Origin of the sequence: Streptomyces ambofaciens ATCC 23877 (genome assembly GCF_001267885.1) — a bacterium.
GTDB classification, from domain to species: Bacteria; Actinomycetota; Actinomycetes; order Streptomycetales; family Streptomycetaceae; genus Streptomyces; species Streptomyces ambofaciens.
In genome coordinates, this window is record NZ_CP012382.1 from 7,057,000 (window position 1) to 7,073,802 (window position 16,803).

At 71.1% G+C, this 16,803-nt stretch carries 12 protein-coding genes; all 12 read right to left on the bottom strand.

Annotated features, from left to right (window positions below):
• Window positions 1-50 precede the first annotated feature (50 nt).
• Entirely contained in the window at window positions 51-1,655 is a 1,605-nt protein-coding gene (locus tag SAM23877_RS31040; protein WP_053140220.1) for a glycoside hydrolase family 13 protein, read from the bottom strand.
• A gap of 99 nt (window positions 1,656-1,754) precedes the next feature.
• A complete protein-coding gene (locus SAM23877_RS31045) occupies window positions 1,755-2,630 on the bottom strand; it encodes a carbohydrate ABC transporter permease (RefSeq protein ID WP_053140224.1) in 876 nt (291 codons plus the stop codon).
• A gap of 17 nt (window positions 2,631-2,647) precedes the next feature.
• Window positions 2,648-3,607, bottom strand: coding sequence for a carbohydrate ABC transporter permease (locus SAM23877_RS31050; protein WP_053140229.1), 960 nt, complete (start codon window positions 3,605-3,607; stop codon window positions 2,648-2,650).
• A 67-nt stretch (window positions 3,608-3,674) separates the two neighbouring features.
• A complete protein-coding gene (locus SAM23877_RS31055; protein ID WP_053140232.1) occupies window positions 3,675-5,090 on the bottom strand; it encodes an extracellular solute-binding protein in 1,416 nt (471 codons plus the stop codon).
• Between the two features lie 151 nt (window positions 5,091-5,241).
• Complete coding sequence (locus tag SAM23877_RS31060) at window positions 5,242-6,240, bottom strand: LacI family DNA-binding transcriptional regulator (protein ID WP_053140236.1); 999 nt, start codon at window positions 6,238-6,240, stop codon at window positions 5,242-5,244.
• A 76-nt stretch (window positions 6,241-6,316) separates the two neighbouring features.
• Window positions 6,317-10,606 carry a discoidin domain-containing protein gene (locus tag SAM23877_RS31065; RefSeq protein ID WP_079030542.1) on the bottom strand — a complete coding sequence of 1,430 codons (4,290 nt, stop codon included), beginning with the start codon at window positions 10,604-10,606 and terminating at the stop codon, window positions 6,317-6,319.
• A gap of 322 nt (window positions 10,607-10,928) precedes the next feature.
• Window positions 10,929-11,939: a LacI family DNA-binding transcriptional regulator gene (locus SAM23877_RS31070; protein WP_053140244.1), complete on the bottom strand. Its 1,011-nt coding sequence runs from the start codon at window positions 11,937-11,939 to the stop codon at window positions 10,929-10,931.
• 111 nt (window positions 11,940-12,050) lie between these two features.
• Entirely contained in the window at window positions 12,051-13,004 is a 954-nt protein-coding gene (locus SAM23877_RS31075) for an endonuclease/exonuclease/phosphatase family protein (RefSeq protein ID WP_079030543.1), read from the bottom strand.
• 107 nt (window positions 13,005-13,111) lie between these two features.
• Entirely contained in the window at window positions 13,112-13,888 is a 777-nt protein-coding gene (locus SAM23877_RS31080; RefSeq protein WP_053140250.1) for a FadR/GntR family transcriptional regulator, read from the bottom strand.
• 57 nt (window positions 13,889-13,945) lie between these two features.
• Window positions 13,946-14,899 carry a sugar kinase gene (locus SAM23877_RS31085; RefSeq protein WP_053140254.1) on the bottom strand — a complete coding sequence of 318 codons (954 nt, stop codon included), beginning with the start codon at window positions 14,897-14,899 and terminating at the stop codon, window positions 13,946-13,948.
• Window positions 14,896-15,540: a bifunctional 4-hydroxy-2-oxoglutarate aldolase/2-dehydro-3-deoxy-phosphogluconate aldolase gene (locus SAM23877_RS31090; RefSeq protein ID WP_053140256.1), complete on the bottom strand. Its 645-nt coding sequence runs from the start codon at window positions 15,538-15,540 to the stop codon at window positions 14,896-14,898. Before SAM23877_RS31090 ends, SAM23877_RS31085 begins: the two co-directional genes overlap by 4 nt.
• A 69-nt stretch (window positions 15,541-15,609) precedes the next feature.
• A complete protein-coding gene (dgoD, locus tag SAM23877_RS31095; protein WP_053140259.1) occupies window positions 15,610-16,755 on the bottom strand; it encodes a galactonate dehydratase in 1,146 nt (381 codons plus the stop codon).
• Window positions 16,756-16,803: the final 48 nt, after the last annotated feature.

Below are 16,803 nucleotides of genomic sequence, written 5' to 3' on the forward strand. Positions count from 1 at the left end.
GGCGACCGGCTCGGCGGGCCCGCAGTCCGGGCGGGCCCACCGGCATCACCTCAGTCGCGCAGCCACACCGCGGTGTCCCGCGGCAGCCGACCGTCCGCGTCGAGGGGCCCGCTGCCCAGCAGGAGCACGCCGTGTGCGGGCAGCCCCACCGGCTCGGCGGACAGGTTGACGACGCAGGTCAGGCCCGCCGCCCGCCGGAACGCGAGGACGCCGTCCGGCGCCGGCAGCCAGTGCAGCGGGCCGTCCCCGAAACCGTCGGTGGAGCGCCGTAGGAGCAGTGCCCGGCGGTAGAGCGAGAGCATCGACTCCGGATCGGCCTCCTGGCGGTCGGCCGCGTACGCCGGCCAGCCCTCCGGCTGCGGCAGCCACGGCTCCGTCTCCGAGCCGAAGCCGCAGTACGGTGCGTCGGCCGACCACGGCAGCGGCACCCGGCAGCCGTCCCGGCCCGGATCGACGCCGCCGGAGCGGAAGTGCATGGGGTCCTGGATGCGGTCCAGCGGGACGTCGGCCTCGGGCAGTCCGAGTTCCTCCCCCTGGTACACGTAGACGGACCCGGGCAGGGCCAGCGTCAGCAGCGCGGCGGCCCTGGCCCGCCGGGTGCCCACGGACAGGTCGGTGGGGGTGTCGAAGGCCTTCTTCGCGAAGTCGAAGGCGGTGTCCTCGCGGCCGTACCGGGTCACGGTGCGGGTCACGTCGTGGTTGCAGAGTACCCAGGTGGCGGGGGCGCCGACCGGAGCGTGCTCGGCCAGGGTGTCATCGATGGTGCGGCGCAGCCGGTCCGCCTCCCACGGGCAGGTGAGGAAGTTGAAGTTGAAGGCCGTGTGCAGTTCGTCGGGCCGCAGATAGCGGGCGAAGCGTTCGGCGTCGGGCAGCCACACCTCACCCACGAAGACGGCCCCGTACTCGTCGGCGACGGTCCGCCAGGAGCGGTAGATGTCGTGCAGCTCGTCCTGGTCGATGTACGGATGCGGGTCGACGCCCTCCTCGAAGTCCGCGAGCGCGGGGTCCTTCGCCAGCAGTGCGGCGGAGTCGATGCGTACTCCCGCGACACCGCGTTCGAACCAGAAGCGCAGCACGTCCTCGTGCTCCCGGCGCACCTCCGGATGGGCCCAGTTGAGGTCCGGCTGCTCCGGGGTGAACAGGTGCAGGTACCACTCGCCGTCCGGGACCCTGGTCCAGGTGCGGCCGGAGAACTGGGAGGGCCAGTCGTTGGGCGGGAGTTCGCCGCCGGTGCCGCGGCCGGGACGGAAGTGGAACCGCTCCCGCGCCGCGCTGCCCGGCCCGGCGGCCAGCGCCTCCCGGAACCAGACGTGCTGGTCCGAGACGTGGTTGGGGACGATGTCGACGATGGTGCGGATGCCCAGCTCCCGGGCCTCGGCGATCAGCTTCTCGGCCTCGCCGAGGGTGCCGAAGGCCGGGTCGACGGTGCGGTAGTCGGCGACGTCGTAGCCGCCGTCCACGAGCGGTGAGACGTACCAGGGGGTGAACCAGACGGCGTCGACGCCGAGTCCGGCCAGGTACGGCAGTCTCGCCCGGACGCCCGCGAGGTCACCGGTGCCGTCGCCGTCGCCGTCGGCGAAACTGCGGGGGTACACCTGGTAGATGACGGCGTCGCGCCACCAGTCGTCGGGGCGGTGCGAGTCAGGGGCTGCCACGTGACGGTCCTTTCGGGCAGGTCGGATCTTCGCCGCCGGCCCGGACAGGGCGGGGCGTCGGACGGGCCGGCGGCGAAGGCTGACGGGACGGGCCGGGGCTCAGCCCTTGAGCCCGCCGGCGGTGAGTCCGCTCATGATGTTGCGCTGGAAGATCAGGAAGATGATCAGGGTCGGCAGCGAGGCCATGGTCAGCGCGGCGATCAGCACGTTGACGGGCACACCGTTGGACAGGGAGTAGATGCCGACGTTCAGCGTCTGCTTGGCGGGATCGGGCAGCGTCAGCATGGGCCAGAGGAAGTCCTTCCAGACGCCCACGATCGCGAAGATGGACACCACGCCGAGGATCGGCCGCGAGATGGGCAGGACGATCGACCGGAGCGTGCGCATCGGCGAGGCGCCGTCCATGGACGCGGCGTCCAGCAGCTCCTTCGGGATCGAGTCGAAGAACCGCTTCAGCAGGAAGATGTTGAAGGCGTTGGTCACCGAAGGCAGCCAGATCGCCCAGGGCGTGTTGAGCAGGTTGCGTTCGAAGACCGGCACGTCGAGCACCGTCAGGTACTGCGGCACGACCAGCACGGTGGCCGGGATCATCAGCGTCGCCAGCATCATGCCGAGGATGGCCTTGCCGAAGACCGGCCGCAGCTTGGAGAGCGAGTACGCCGCCGCCACGTCCAGGACGAGCTGGAAGGCCAGCGCGCCGAACGCGTAGTACAGCGTGTTGCCGAGCAGGCCGGCCAGGTCCATGACGTTCCACGCCTGCGCGTAGTTGTCGGGCTCGAACGACTCGGGCACCAGGGTGGGCGGTGTCCGGACCACCTCCTGGGTGTCCTTGAAGCCGCTGGAGACCATCCAGTACATCGGGCCGAGGAAGACCACGGTGAAGAGGGTGACGACGCCGCCGAACGTCACCCAGTAGAGGATCTTGCCGCGCGGCCTGGCGAGTTGGGCCGGTGAGATGAGCGTGCGTGTGGACATCTGTGGTTTCCCCCGGCCTACTCGTCCTCGGCGCGGCTGAGCTTCACGTACGCCGCCGAGAATCCGGCGAGGAGTACGAGGAGCAGCAGGCCGAGGGCCGCCGCGGCACCGTAGTTGTTGAAGTTGAAGGCGTACTGGTAGATGAGGTAGACGACCGTGGTGGTCGAGCCCTCGGGACCGGCGCCGCCGGTGAGCAGGAAGGGCTCCACGAAGACCTGCATGGTGGCGATGACCTGCATGAGCAGCATCAGCGAGAGGATGAGCCGCGTCTGCGGGATCGTCACGTGCCACACCTTGCGCAGCAGTCCGGCACCGTCGAGCTCGGCCGCCTCGTACAGCTCCCCGGGTATCCCCTGGAGCGCGGCGAGGTAGATGAGTGCCGCGCCGCCCATGTTCATCCAGGTCGACGCGATGACCACGGAGAGCATGGAGAGGTCGGGGTCCTGCAGCCACTGCTGCTCGGGCAGTCCGACGGCCCCGAACACCTCGTTGAGCAGGCCGTAACCGGGGTCGTACAGGTACTTGAAGAGGAGGACGGCGGCGACCGGGGGCAGCATGACCGGCAGGTAGACCAGCAGGCGCAGGTACCCCTTGCCGTGTCTGAGTTCGTTGATGACGAGCGCGACGACGAACGGCACGGCGAAGCCGAACACCAGGGCCAGCACGGTGAACAGCAGCGTGTTGCGCCAGGCCTGCCAGAAGGCCGGGTCGTTGAAGACCGTTTCCAGGTTGTCCAGGCCGACCCAGGAGACCTCGCCCTGGTCCGTCTTCTGGAAGGCGAGGAAGAACTCCCGGACCATCGGGTACCAGGAGAAGATCGCGAAGCAGAGGACCGCTCCGATCAGGAAGCCGTGTGCGGTGAGATTGCGTTTGAGGCTCCTGGTGAACGACCCGCCGGGCGGAGGCGGGCCGTCCACCGGCGGCCGGTCGTGGCGGGATCTCGCCGCCTTGCTCGGGGTCAGGCTGGGGGCCGACATCGACGCTCCTCGGTACTGATCTCATGGGCCCCGGGGGGCGATGCGGCCCGCCCCCCGAGGGAGCCGGTCACTGCGTGGCCAGAACCTGGTCGACCTGCTGCTCGGCGGTGGACAGCAGCTTGTCGATGTCGGCGTCCTCGTTGGTGAGGATGCCGGACATCACGTTGTCCAGGACTTTGTAGACCTCCTGCGCCTTCGGCGGTTCGGCCATGCCCGGGACCGGGTTGTCCATGAAGGTCTTGAAGTTCTCGACCGGCATGGTGGCGTGCTCGATGCGGGCGGCGTCGTCCTTCTTCTTCGACTCGTTCAGCCAGAAGTTGGGCTGCGGGAGGCCGACGGGCAGCTTGTCGGTCTTCTTGCGGGCCCAGTCGAACTGGCCCTTGCCGACGGTGAGGTTCTGGAAGTTGAGCCACGCGATGCCGGCCTTGATCTTGTCGGCGGAGATCCCCTTCTTGATCACGTAGTTGTTGCCGCCGGCCAGGGTGTTCTTCTCGCCCGGGATCGGGCCCATGCCGAAGTTCTCGTAGTCCGCGCCGAGTTGCTGGACCATGTACGTGATGTCGTCGGGAGCGGCGAGGAACATGCCGAGCTTGTCGGTGGCGATCTGCTTCTGCAGGTCACCCCACTTGAGCAGCTGGGTCTTGCCCATGCTCTGGTCCTCCCAGCGCATGGCGTGGAGGTTCTCGGCGACCTGCTTGCCCAGCTCGTCGTTGAACGCCGCCTTCTTGCCGCTCGCGTCCACGACCTGACCGCCGAGGCTGTACATCTGGGCGGTGAAGTGCCAGCCGCCGGTGTTGCCGGCGCTGTACTCGCCGAAGCCGGCGATGCCGTCGCCCAGGCCGGCGATCTTCTTGGCGGCGGTGCGGACCTCCTCCCAGGTACGCGGCGGGGCGTCCGGGTCGAGCCCGGCCTCCTCGAAGAGCTTGCGGTTGATCAGCAGGCCCATCGTGTAGTTGCTCGTGGGCAGGCCGTAGAGCCTGTTCTCGTGCTTGAGCGAGCCGAGGACGTTCGGGTCGATGTCCTTGAGCGCGGGGACCGTCCGGTCGTTCACGTACGCGGTGATGTCCTCGGCGCCGTCGTTGTCCAGCACCTGGGGGAGGTCGGTGAAGTACGTGTAGAAGACGTCGGGCTGGGACTTCGCCTTCAGCATCGCCGTGAAGCGCGGCGGCTCCAGGCACTGGCCCGGGGTGGAGCGGCCCTCGATGGTGACGTTGGGGTACGTCTTGTTGAACTCCTTGACGTCCTCCTTCCACTCCTTGAGCTCGGCCGCCTTCGCCGCCGGGGGCATGCAGTCGATGGTGATCGTCACCTTGGTCTTCGGGTCCAGCGGAGCGGCCGGGTCGGAGGAGCCGCTGCCGCCTTCGGAACCGCCGCCGTCATCACTGCTGCTCGTGCCGCAGGCGGCCAGAGCGGTCAGGGTGAGGGCGGAGACGAGCGTGATGGCGCCGGCACGGCGAGTACGGCGGAACCGAGCACTTCTCATGGGTGGTCCCCTTCGGGCATGAACGTGGAAGGCGCCCCACCGCCGATGCGTTGTGGGGCGCCGCTCACTCAACCACCGCGAACATGTGGGCGCAATATCTCGCGCTGATTTCGTAATTGCTCGACAGCCTGCCGAAGATGTTGAGGTGCGGTTACTTGGCGGATGCCTGGGCGGTGGAGCCGCGGACGACGAGTTCGGGTTCGAAGAGCAGCTCGCCGTGGGGGACTTCGGTGCCCTGGATCTGTGCGCAGAGGAGGTCGACGGCGGCGCGTCCCATGGCTTCGATGGGTTGGCGGACGGTGGTGAGGGGTGGTTCGGTGCAGGTCATGAAGGCGGAGTCGTCGTAGCCGACGACGGAGACGTCGCGGGGTACGTGGAGTCCGCGCCTGCGGGCGGCGCGGACGGCGCCGAGGGCGAGGGGGTCGCTGGCGCAGATGATGCCGGTGACGCCGCGTTCCAGCAGGCGGGAGGCGGCCGCTTGCCCGCCCTCCAGGGAGAACATCGAGCGTTCCACGAGGTCGTCCCCGAGTGAGCCTCCCGCGGCCCGCACGGCGGCCAGCTTCCGGCGGGAGGGGAGGTGGTCGCCGGGGCCGAGGACCAGGCCGATGCGCTCGTGGCCCAGGGAGGTGAGGTGGCGCCAGGACTGCTCGACGGCGACGGCGTCGTCGCAGGCGATGCAGGGGAAGTCGAGGTCCGCGATGGCGGCGTTGATCAGGACCACGGGGATGTTGCGTTCGGCGAGCAGCCGGTAGTGGTCGTGGGGGGCGTCCGCCTGGGCGAACAGTCCGCCGGCGAAGACGACGCCCGACACCTGCTGCTGGAGCAGCAGCTCGACGTAGTCGGCCTCGGACACGCCGCCCTTGGTCTGGGTGCACAGCACCGGCGTCAGGCCCTGCTGGGCCAGCGCACCCCCGATGACCTCGGCGAACGCGGGGAAGATCGGGTTCTGCAACTCGGGCAGCACCAGCCCCACCAGCCGCGCCCGCTCACCGCGCAACTGCGTCGGCCGCTCGTACCCGAGGACGTCCAACGCGCTCAGCACGGACTGCCGGGTCGCCTCCGAGACTCCGGGTTTGTCGTTGAGCACCCGGCTGACCGTGGCCTCGCTGACCCCAACCTTTTTCGCTACCTGAGCAAGTCGTCGCGTCACAGACGAAAGACTAGCGCAAGCCTCTGCAAGAGACTTGCGCCAGTCATCGAACCGTCCGACAGTGGCCGAGCTCGGGTCAGGGGTTGCGGATGATCTTGAAGGTGGACGTCGTGTTGCGGACGTCCACGGCGTTGCCGTCGAGCCTCAGCCCGTTGAACGTGACCTCACCGACCGCCGGCCCCTGTCCCTGCTCGGGCATCTCGTTGGCCCAGAGGCCGAAGCCGGACTTGGCGTCGAAGGCGTCACCGCTCCTGCGCGCGCCCGAGACGGAGACGTCGGTGAAGACCGTGTCCTTGATCGGGAACTGCGGCTGCCCTCCCACGTAGTTCGTCTGGAACATGATCCCGCTGTAGGTCGGGTCGACGATGTCGACGTTGTCGACCCGGATGCCCTGGAACACCTTGGACGCCGAGAACACCCAGATGCCGGGGAAGGTCTGGTTCCCCCAGAAGTGCCCGCCGGCCCGGACGATCGAGATGTTCTCGAAGCTCGTCGGATCGGTGCCGAAGCCGTTCATCGGGTAGCCGAAGTCCAGCGAGCTGATGGTGATGCCGGAGTAGACCAGGGTGTCCGCGATATGGATGTTGCGGAAGGTGTTGTGGTAGCCGCCGTAGACGGCCAGACCCGCGGCGCGCCAGGTCAGCGTCGACGACAGGTTCTCGTAGAGGTTGTTCTTCATGTCCGCGCCGCCCGCGTCGATCGCCGAGAACAGCGCGAAGCTGTCGTCCCCGGTCGCCCGGGCGTCGTTGTTGGACACCAGGTTGTCGGTGGAGCCGTTGGTCATGTTGACGCCGTCGGCGAACATGTTGCGGATCCGGGAGTTCTTGATCGTGACCCGGTCGGTGTTGGCGCCCCAGTACAGGCACACCATGTGCTCGTTCCAGATGTTGTCGATCACGATGTCCGACACGTTGGAGAAGTCGAACACCTTGCCCGGCCCGTCGATGCGGCTGGTGTAGTTGCCGAAGTAGGCGAAGTTCGCGAACGAGGAGCCCTTCGCCGTCGAGTCGGCCCGGAAGCCGACGTCGGTGTTGTCCTGCTCCGCGGGCGCGTGGAACCTGGTGAACCAGGGGCCGGCGCCCACCACCTTCACCGCCTTGCCGTACACCTGGAACTTGCTCGACGTCCGGTAGTCACCGGGCGGCAGGTACACGCCGACCAGCTTGCCGGCGGTGTCCATGCGGACCCGGTCGAGCGCGTTCTGCACGTCCTGGTGCGTGAAGCCCGCGGGCACCGCGTACGCCGCCGGGTCGGGGTTGGGCACCGCCGCGACCTGCTCCAGGTCCACGAAGTCGATCGCGTAGTCGGTGGTGTTCGCGGCGTCCTTCTGCAGCCGGATCCTGCTGCCCGCCGGGACGGTCTCGCCGAGCACGAGGTGCGCCTCGTCGTAGATGTGGCGCGGCGCGCCGGCGCCGGGGGAGTTGCCGGGCCCGGCCTCGTTGCCGTATAGCCAGGCGTACTTCGAGGTGAGCGGCAGCGCCTTCTTCATGGCGCCGTCGACGTACACGTTGAGCGTGGAGTCGATGCCCCCGCCGCCCGGCGCGTCCGGGATCGAGAAGCGGGTCACCAGGGTGTTGGTGTCGGCCTTCGTGGTGAACTCGACGTACTCGCCGGCCGCGTCGAGGTGGACCGCCTTGCGGCCGGACGCCTCGCCCGCGATGTCGCCGATGGTGCGGTTGGGGCCCACCACCTTCGCGCCGCCGCCGACCGTGCCGTCCTCCGCCTCGTACGTGTCGTACGGCATGTCGGCGCCGCGCCCGACGAACAGCGGCCGCGTGGAGGTGTTGTTCTCCCGCTTGACCGGCAGCTCGTTCGCGTCATCGGCGACCGTGACCTTCAGGGTGTAGGAGCCGTTGGCCGCCTTCCAGGTGCCGAGGCTCACGGCCGGGGCCGTCGTGCCGGCGGCGATGACACCGGAGTGCGTGCCGGTCAGGGTCCTGACCGTGGTGCCCGCGGCGTCGACCAGGGCCAGCGTCACCGCGTGGGCGCCGCCGGCCGAGTCCTGCGTGCCCTGGTTCTTCAGCGCGACCTTGAAGCTCACGTCGTCCCCGGCGGCCGGGCCGGAGGGTGCGGTGGTGACCGCCGCGGCGACCAGGTCGGAGCTCTGGACCGGCCTGACCACCAGCGGTTCGGGCCGCGTGTGGGTGTTGTCGGTCTCGTTCTGCTCGGTGATGCGGTTCGCCTCGTCGACGACCGCGCTCAGTTCGTAGGAGCCCGCCGCGCGTGCCCCGACGGACGCGCTCACCGTGCTCTCGGCACCCGCCCGCAGGGCGCCGACCTCGGCGGTGGCGACCTTCGTGCCACCCAGCCGCAGGGTCACGTCGCCGGCCGGTGCGTCGGCCGAGCCGCTGTTGCGGACGGTGGCGGACACGGTGATCTGGTCCGACTCGACGGGCGACGCCGGTGACGAGGTCAGCTTCGTCACCTCCAGGTCGGGATTGGGCGCGGGCGTGCCGATGACCTGGAACTCGGCGACCTGCCCGGCCGTCGCCCCGGTGTTGGAGCGGAACCTGAGCTGGACGTCGGCGGCCCGGCCGCCGACGGGTATGGACACGCTGTTGCCGCCGCTCGCCGGATCGAAGACGTAGTCCTTGGCGGCCACCAGGCCGGTGAAGCCGGACGCGTCCCGCTCCCGGCCGAGCACCTGGATGTTCTGGGTGCGCCTGGACCAGGCGGCGTCCGGGTTGAGCCTGAGCACCACGCGGCTGACGTCCGCGTCGGTCCCCAGCTTCACGGTGAGCGTGTTGGGGTAGCTGCCCGCCGCTCCCTCCCAGTAGGTCGACGTGTTGTTGTCGTTGGCGTTCTCGGCGACGTACGTGTGGATCACGGACGAGGCGCTGATCGGCTTGCCGACCGCCAGGTCGGACCCGCTCCCGCTGCCGGGACGGGTCACGGAGTTGCTGTCGCCCGACCGGTTGCCGGCCGCGTCCTCGGCCCGCACGAAGTAGGTCACGTCGGCCGACGCCGGCTGGGTGTCGGTGTAGGTGGTGACGTCCCCCGCGACGCTGCCGCGGAGCCGGTTGTCGGCGTAGACGTCGTACCCGGTGACGCCCTTGTCGTCGGTGGAGGCGCTCCAGGTCAGTCTGATCCGGCCGGTGTCGGGCTCGGTGAGGGCCAGGTTCGCGGGCGCGGTGGGTGCCTGGGTGTCTCCGGTGTCGGCGTGCCGGGTGACCGGGTTGCTGTTCGCCGACCGGTTGCCGGCCGCGTCCTTGGCCCGTACGTGGTAGGTGACCGTCGTACCGGTCGGCCGCGTGTCGGTGTACGTGGTGACGTCGCCGGCGACCGAGGTGAGCAGATCGCCGTTGGCGTAGACGTCGTACCCGGTGACGGCGGTGTCGTCGGTCGCCTCCTTCCAGGTCAGTCTGATCCGGCCGGTGTCGGGCTCGGTGAGGGCCAGGTTCGCCGGCGCCGTCGGCGCCCGGGTGTCACCGGTCGCCGGCCCGTACACCTCCACCTCGGAGAACTGCGCCGCCGCGTGTCCCGTGTTCGCGGTGACCAGGACGCGCAGGTACCGGGTGGTCGTCGCGTCGAAGGTGAGGGTGGCGGACTGGCCGTTCGCCGCGCCGAAGGCGTGGGTCCCGGCCGCGGTCAGGTCCGTGAACGCGGAACCGTTCTCACTTGCCTGGAGTTTCAGGGTCTGGCTGCGCGCGGGCCAGCCGTCCGGCAGCCGCAGCACGACGCGGTCGACGCGGCGGGAGGAACCGAGGTCGGCCTGGAGCCACTGCGGCAGCGCGTTGCCGGCACTCTCCCAGTAGGTCGCCCTGTTCCCGTCGTTGCCGTTGCCGGGGGTGTACCGACCGGTGGAACTGCTCGCCGTCAGAGTGCGCCCGGCGGCGAGGTTCGCGGACGACTCGCCGGCCGCGTGGACCTCCAGCTCGGAGAGCTGAGCCGCCTGCCACCCGGTGTTCGCGGTGATGTCGATCCGCACGTAGCGCGTCCGGGTGGCGGGGAAGCTCACGGTGACCGTGTTGGCCGACCCCGGACTGAAGGTGTACGCGGCCGAACTCTTCAGAGTGCTGAAGCCGGTGCCGTCCGCGCTGCCCTGGACGGAGAGCGTCTGGTCGCGGCTCTCCCAGCCGGCGGGCAGCCTCAGGACGACCTCGTCGATGCGCTCGGTGGTACCGAGGTCGGTCTGGACCCACTGGGGCAGACTGCCGCCGCCGCTCTGCCAGTACGTGCCCTGGTCGCCGTCGGTGACGTGGGCGGCGCCGTACTCGGCGTGCGAGCTGCTCGCCGCCGCGGGGTCCCCCACGGCGATGTTGGGACCACCTGCCGCCGAGGCGGACAGCAGCGGTCCTCCCAGCGCCAGGAGACTGGTCGCGACCACGGTGCACAGGGCACGTGATCTCCAGTTCCGGTTTCTCATCTGTTCTGTCCCCGATCTCCGCCTCGCGCCGCAGGGCCACGAGGCACGGCTCAGTCGGATGCGCTCATCAGGTGGACACTCAATGTTCTCCGGCATTTACGTGAAAGCGCTCAGAGAGTTGCAGAGAACTGTTCAGTCGTCCACAGGGAACACAGGAGCAAGTCAGCACCGATTGAGGCGCGACGGTCCTCGTGAGGGCATGCGGGGTGAGAGGCGGTGCCCTGGAGCAGGGGTTTTCGTCGGCCGAGTCGGACGGCCGCAAGTCACTGCCAATTCCCGCAAGAAAATTGCGGTACGGAGGGCGCCGGGGGCGGGAGTCCCGCTACTTGGCGGATGCCTGGGCGGTGGAGCCGCGGACGACGAGTTCGGGTTCGAAGAGCAGCTCGCCGTGGGGGACCTCGGTGCCCTGGATCTGGGCGCAGAGGAGGTCGACGGCGGCGCGTCCCATGGCTTCGATGGGTTGGCGGACGGTGGTGAGGGGTGGTTCGGTGCAGGTCATGAAGGCGGAGTCGTCGTAGCCGACGACGGAGACGTCGCGGGGTACGTGGAGTCCGCGCCTGCGGGCGGCGCGGACGGCGCCGAGGGCGAGGGGGTCGCTGGCGCAGATGATGCCGGTGACGCCGCGTTCCAGCAGGCGGGAGGCGGCCGCTTGCCCGCCCTCCAGGGAGAACATCGTGCGCTCGACGAACTCCGCGGGCAGCGCGGCGCCCATGGCCTGCGCCGTCTCCTGGGCGGCGGCCAGCTTCCGGCGGGAGGGAATGTGGTCGCCGGGGCCGAGGACCAGGCCGATGCGCTCGTGGCCCAGGGAGGTGAGGTGGCGCCAGGACTGCTCGACGGCGACGGCGTCGTCGCAGGCGATGCAGGGGAAGTCGAGGTCCGCGATGGCGGCGTTGATCAGGACCACGGGGATGTTGCGTTCGGCGAGCAGCCGGTAGTGGTCGTGGGGGGCGTCCGCCTGGGCGAACAGTCCGCCGGCGAAGACGACGCCCGACACCTGCTGCTGGAGCAGCAGCTCGACGTAGTCGGCCTCGGACACGCCGCCCTTGGTCTGGGTGCACAGCACCGGCGTCAGGCCCTGCTGGGCCAGCGCACCCCCGATGACCTCGGCGAACGCGGGGAAGATCGGGTTCTGCAACTCGGGCAGCACCAGCCCCACCAGCCGCGCCCGCTCACCGCGCAACTGCGTCGGCCGCTCGTACCCGAGGACGTCCAACGCGCTCAGCACGGACTGCCGGGTCGCCTCGGACACGCCGGGCTTGCCATTGAGTACCCGGCTGACCGTGGCCTCGCTGACCCCAACCTTCTTCGCCACCTGAGCAAGTCGTCGCGTCACAGACGAAAGGCTAACGCAAGCTCCGCAAGCGGCTTGCTCGCCCGCCGGGTCGAGGTCGTCACGCCCGGTAGTGACGCGTATGCCGCTCTGGTGCCCTGTGGGTCGACGGGTTCAGTGGAGCCTGACGCGGGCGACCACCGGAAGGTGATCGCTGCCGGTGGCGGGCAGCGTCCGGACGTGGCCGACGGTCGCCGAACGGGCCATGACCTGATCGATCCGGGCCAGCGGGAAGACGGCCGGGAAACTGAGGGCGACACCCCGCTCGGCCACGTCCAGTCGTGAGGTCAGCGGCTTCAGCGCGCGGTCGTCCACCGTGCCGTTGAGATCGCCCAGCAGGACCACCCTGCTCAGCCTCTCGGCCGCGACGGCGTCGCCCAGCAGACCGGCGCTCTCGTCGCGCCGGGACGCGGCGAGGCCACCGGCCCCGACGCGGACGGAGGGCAGATGCGCGACGTACACGGCGACCTCGGCACGCGGCGTGCGGACCACCGTGCGCAGCCCGCGGTTCCACTCCCGCGTGATGCCACGCGGCCTGATGTCGAGGGGCCGGACATCGGCGAGCGGATGCTTCGACCACAGGCCCACCGTGCCCCGCACCGCCCGGTACGGGTACTCCGCGGCGAGGGTCTCGGTGTAGACGCCGAGGGCGGGGGAGACCAGCTCCTGGAGGGCGATGAGGTCGGGCCCGGCCCCGGCCAGGGCGCGGGCCGTGCCCGAGGGGTCGGAGTTCTCGTCGCTGACGTTGTGCTGCACCACGACCAGGTCGGCGGCGTCCGGCTCCGGCGCGGGCAGGAGCAGGGGGCCGAAGAGGTGGGTCCAGGCCGCCGCGGGGAGCAGCACGGCGACCAGTGCGAGAGCGGAACGGCGCAGCAGCGCGACGAGGAGCAGTACCACGCCCGCCAGGCCGAGCCACGGCAGGAACGACTCCAGCAGGCTGCCCAGTCCCAGCACCGCGTTGGGAACCGCCCCGTGGAACAGCAGCAGGGCCGCGGTCACCACCGCCCCTGCGGCGGGTACGCGCCCCCGCGTCCAGACCGTTCCGCCCCTCGCCCGCGTCCACCGCACCGTCGATTCCCGTCCGCTCGTCCTTGATCCTCAGGACGCGTCATCCGGGGGATCGGGTTGCGGACGGCGGCCGGCGGCCGACGGTCGGCGGTCAGGTGGTCAGCGGTTCAGGTGGCCGGCCGGTCGGACCCTCGGGACGTCGGGGAGGCGGTCGGGCCGGGCGCGGAGGCGGTCACGGCGTTGGGGGAGGCGCTGGTGAGGTGGTCGGTGTCCTCGGCGGACTTGGCGAGCAGGGCCATCATGGCGGCCTCCGCGCGAGCGGGGTCCCGGTCCCGGACGGCGTCGAGCACCGCGCGGTGACTGGGCACGGGGTCGTCGGCGTCGCCGTGCGCGTGGACCAGCCGGTCGCGTTCTTTGAGGCCGGGCTCCAGGAGCAGGTCCATCCTGCCGAGCAGCTCGTTGCCGGTGGCGGCGAGCAGCGCCCGGTGGAAGGCCGCGTCCGCCTCGGTGACCGCGACGGAGTCCGACCGGGCCCGCCCCATCGCGTCGAGGGCGGTTCGCAGGGCGGTCAGGTCGGCGTCGGTCCTGTGCAGGGCGGCACGACGCGCCGCGGCGGGCTCGACGACGGACCGTACGTCGGCGAGGTCGCGCAGCAGCTGGGCGCCGTCCCCGGTCTCCATCCGCCAGCGGATCACGTCGGCGTCCAGGAGGTTCCAGTGGGCCCGCTCCCTGACATAGGTACCGCGCTTCTGCCGCGCGTCCGTCAGTCCCTTGCCGGCGAGGACCTTCAGCGCCTCCCGCATGACGGTCAGGCTCACGTCCAGCTCCGCCCCGAGGGCGCCGATGTCCAGGATCTCGCCCTCGGCGAAGGTGCCCCCCACGATGCGCGCGCCCAACCGGTGCACGACCTGCCCGTGCACGCCTCGGCCGGAGTAGGACGCCATGCGGATCTCCTGGTGGTGACTCGGTACGACGAGGGCCGGCGTGGCGCCGGCCGGGGCTCAGCGTAGGGCGCTGCCGGCCGGGGCGTTGAGCAGGGCGAGTTCGTCGCGGTGCGGCAGCCCCTCCCAGTCGCCCCGGGCGGCGACCGCGAAGGCGCCGGTCGTGGCCGCGCGCCGCAGACGGTCGGCCGGTGCCAGGCCGTCCAGGAGACCCGACAGGTATCCGGCGCAGAAGGCGTCCCCGGCACCGACCGTGTCGACGACCGGCACGCGGTGGGCGGGCTGGTGGAGGTGCCGGCCGTCGGCACCGTACACGTCGGCACCGTCGCCGCCCCGTTTGACGACGACCTCGCGGGCGCCGGCGGCGAGCAGTTCCGTCACCCGCGCGGTCTCGTCCGCGCCGTCGTCCCCGGCGATCAGCGGGAGTTCGTCGTCCGAGGCGATCAGGATGTCGACGCACCCGCGCAGACGGCGCAGGACGCGCGCCGCTTCCTCCGCCTCCCACAGGCGTGCCCGGTGGTTGACGTCCAGCACCACCGTCCAGCCGTGCTCGCGCCCGTACTCGACCGCTTCGGCCACGGTCGCGAGCGGGCCGGGGCCCAGGGCGCAGGTGATGCCGGTGACGTGCAGGATGCGCGCGCCCTCGGCCAGCGCGGCGGTCAGGTGCTCGGGCCGCTGGCGCGAGGCCGCCGATCCGGCGCGCCAGTAGTGCACGCGCGTCACGTCGCCCGCGAGCCGTTCGCGCATCAGGGCGCCCGTGGGGGCCTCGGGGTCGGTGGTGGCGTGCCGCACGTCGACGCCTTCGCCGCGCAGGGTCCGCAGGACGAGGCGGGCCGGTTCGTCCGCGCCCAGCCGGCCGGCCCAGGAGACGCGGTGACCCAGGCGGGCCAGCCCGACGGCGACGTTGGACTCGGCGCCGGCCACCGCCGTGCGGGCCGGGCTCCCGGTGGTCAGCGGGCCCTCGGTCTGGAGGGACAGCATCGTCTCGCCGAAGGTCAGGACGTCGGCCGTCATGCGCCCGGCTCCTCTCCACGGCACACCGCGAGGAACCGGCGGGCCCGGTCGCGGAGCAGGTCCAGGTCCCCGCCGTGAGCGGCGTCGCCGACCAGCGGCGACCCGACGCCGACCGCGAGGGCGCCGGCCGCGAGGTACTCCGGCACGAGCTCCGCGTCCACGCCGCCGACGGGCACCAGCGGCATGTCGGGGAACGGATCGCGCAGAGCTCTGAGGTAGGCGGGCCCTCCCGACGAGGCCGGGAAGAGCTTCACCGCGGTGGCTCCCGCGGCCATGACGGCGACGGCCTCGGTGGGGGTCAGGGCGCCCGCCAGGACGGGCAGCCGCTCCTGCACGGCGGCGGTCACCGCGTCACCGCCCGCGGGGGTGACCACCCAGGTCGCGCCGGCGTCCCGGGCGCGCAGCAGGTCGTCCCGGGTGACGACCGTGCCGGCCCCGACGAAGGCGTCGTCGCCGACCGCGCGGGCGGCCCTGGCGATCACGCCGCAGGCGTCGTCCGTGTTGAGGGACACCTCGACGAGGCCGACGCCCTCCTCCACGAGCGTCAGCACGGTGCGCAGGGCGGCGTCCGCCGAGCGTCCGCGGACGATGGCGGCGAGCCTGTCGCGGCTCAGACGGGTGGTGAAGTCGGTGAGGTCCATGAGGGGCTCCGGTGCGGGAGGACGACGGGGTGCGGGGGGCCGGGTGCGGCTACGGCGGGGCGGAGGGCGTCACCATTCGGCGAACGAGCCGTCCGGGTGCCGCCACACCGGCCCCCGCCAGTCGGGGGCGCTGCCGTCGGCCGCCCGTACGGCCCGCTCGTCGACCTCGACGCCCAGGCCCGGCGCGGTCGGACGCAGGAAGCAGCCGTCGTGGAAGCGGAACACCTCGGGGTCGGCGACGTAGTCGAGGACTTCGGCGCCCTGGTTGTAGTGGATGCCGATGCTCTGCTCCTGGATGAGGAAGTTCGGGGTGCTGAAGGCGATCTGCAGGCTGGCGGCGAGCGACACCGGGCCCAGCGGGCAGTGCGGGGCGACGGGGACGTCGAAGGTCTCCGCGAGCGCGGCGATGCGGCGCACCTCGGAGATCCCGCCCGCGTGGGAGAGGTCGGGCTGGAGGACGGCGATCCCGGCCTGGAGGGCCGGCAGGGCGTCGGTACGGGAGTACAGGCGCTCGCCGGTGGCGACGGGCACCGGCGAGCCGGCCACCAGGTCCCCCAGGAGGTGGGTGTACTCCGGAAGTACCGGCTCCTCGGCGAAGAGCGGATTGAAGGGGGCCAGGTGCGGCAGTACCTTGCGCGCGTTGGCCACCGTGAAACGGCCGTGGAGGTCGACGGCGAAGTCCCGGTCGGGGCCCAGCACCTCGCGCGTCGCGGCGGCCCGCCCCACGAGGTCGTCGATGTCGCGCGTGGTGGCCAGCCGGTTCATCCTGCCGCACGCGTTCATCTTGACCGCCGTGAATCCGGCCTCCACCTGCGCCGCGACGGCGTCCGCCACCTCGGCGGGCTCGTCGCCGCCCACCCAGCTGTAGGCGCGGACGCTGTCGCGCACCGGGCCGCCGAGCAGCACGTGGACCGGTGCGCCGAACCGCTTTCCCGCGATGTCCCACAGTGCCTGGTCGAGCCCCGCGACGGCACTGGAGAGCACCGGACCGCCCCGGTAGAAGGAGCCCTTCGTCATGACCTGCCAGTGGTCCTCGATGCGCGACGGGTCCTGTCCTACGAGGAGTTCGGCCAGTTCGTGCACCGCGGTGCGTACGGTGGCCGCCCGGCCCTCGACGACCGGCTCGCCCCAGCCGACGAGGCCCTCGTCGGTCTCGACCCGGCACAGCAGCCAGCGGGGCGGGACGGCGAAGGTCTCGACGCGGGTGATCTTCACGGGAGGCTCCTGCGCCGGGTAGGGAGAAGAACGATCGGCCGTCCCGAT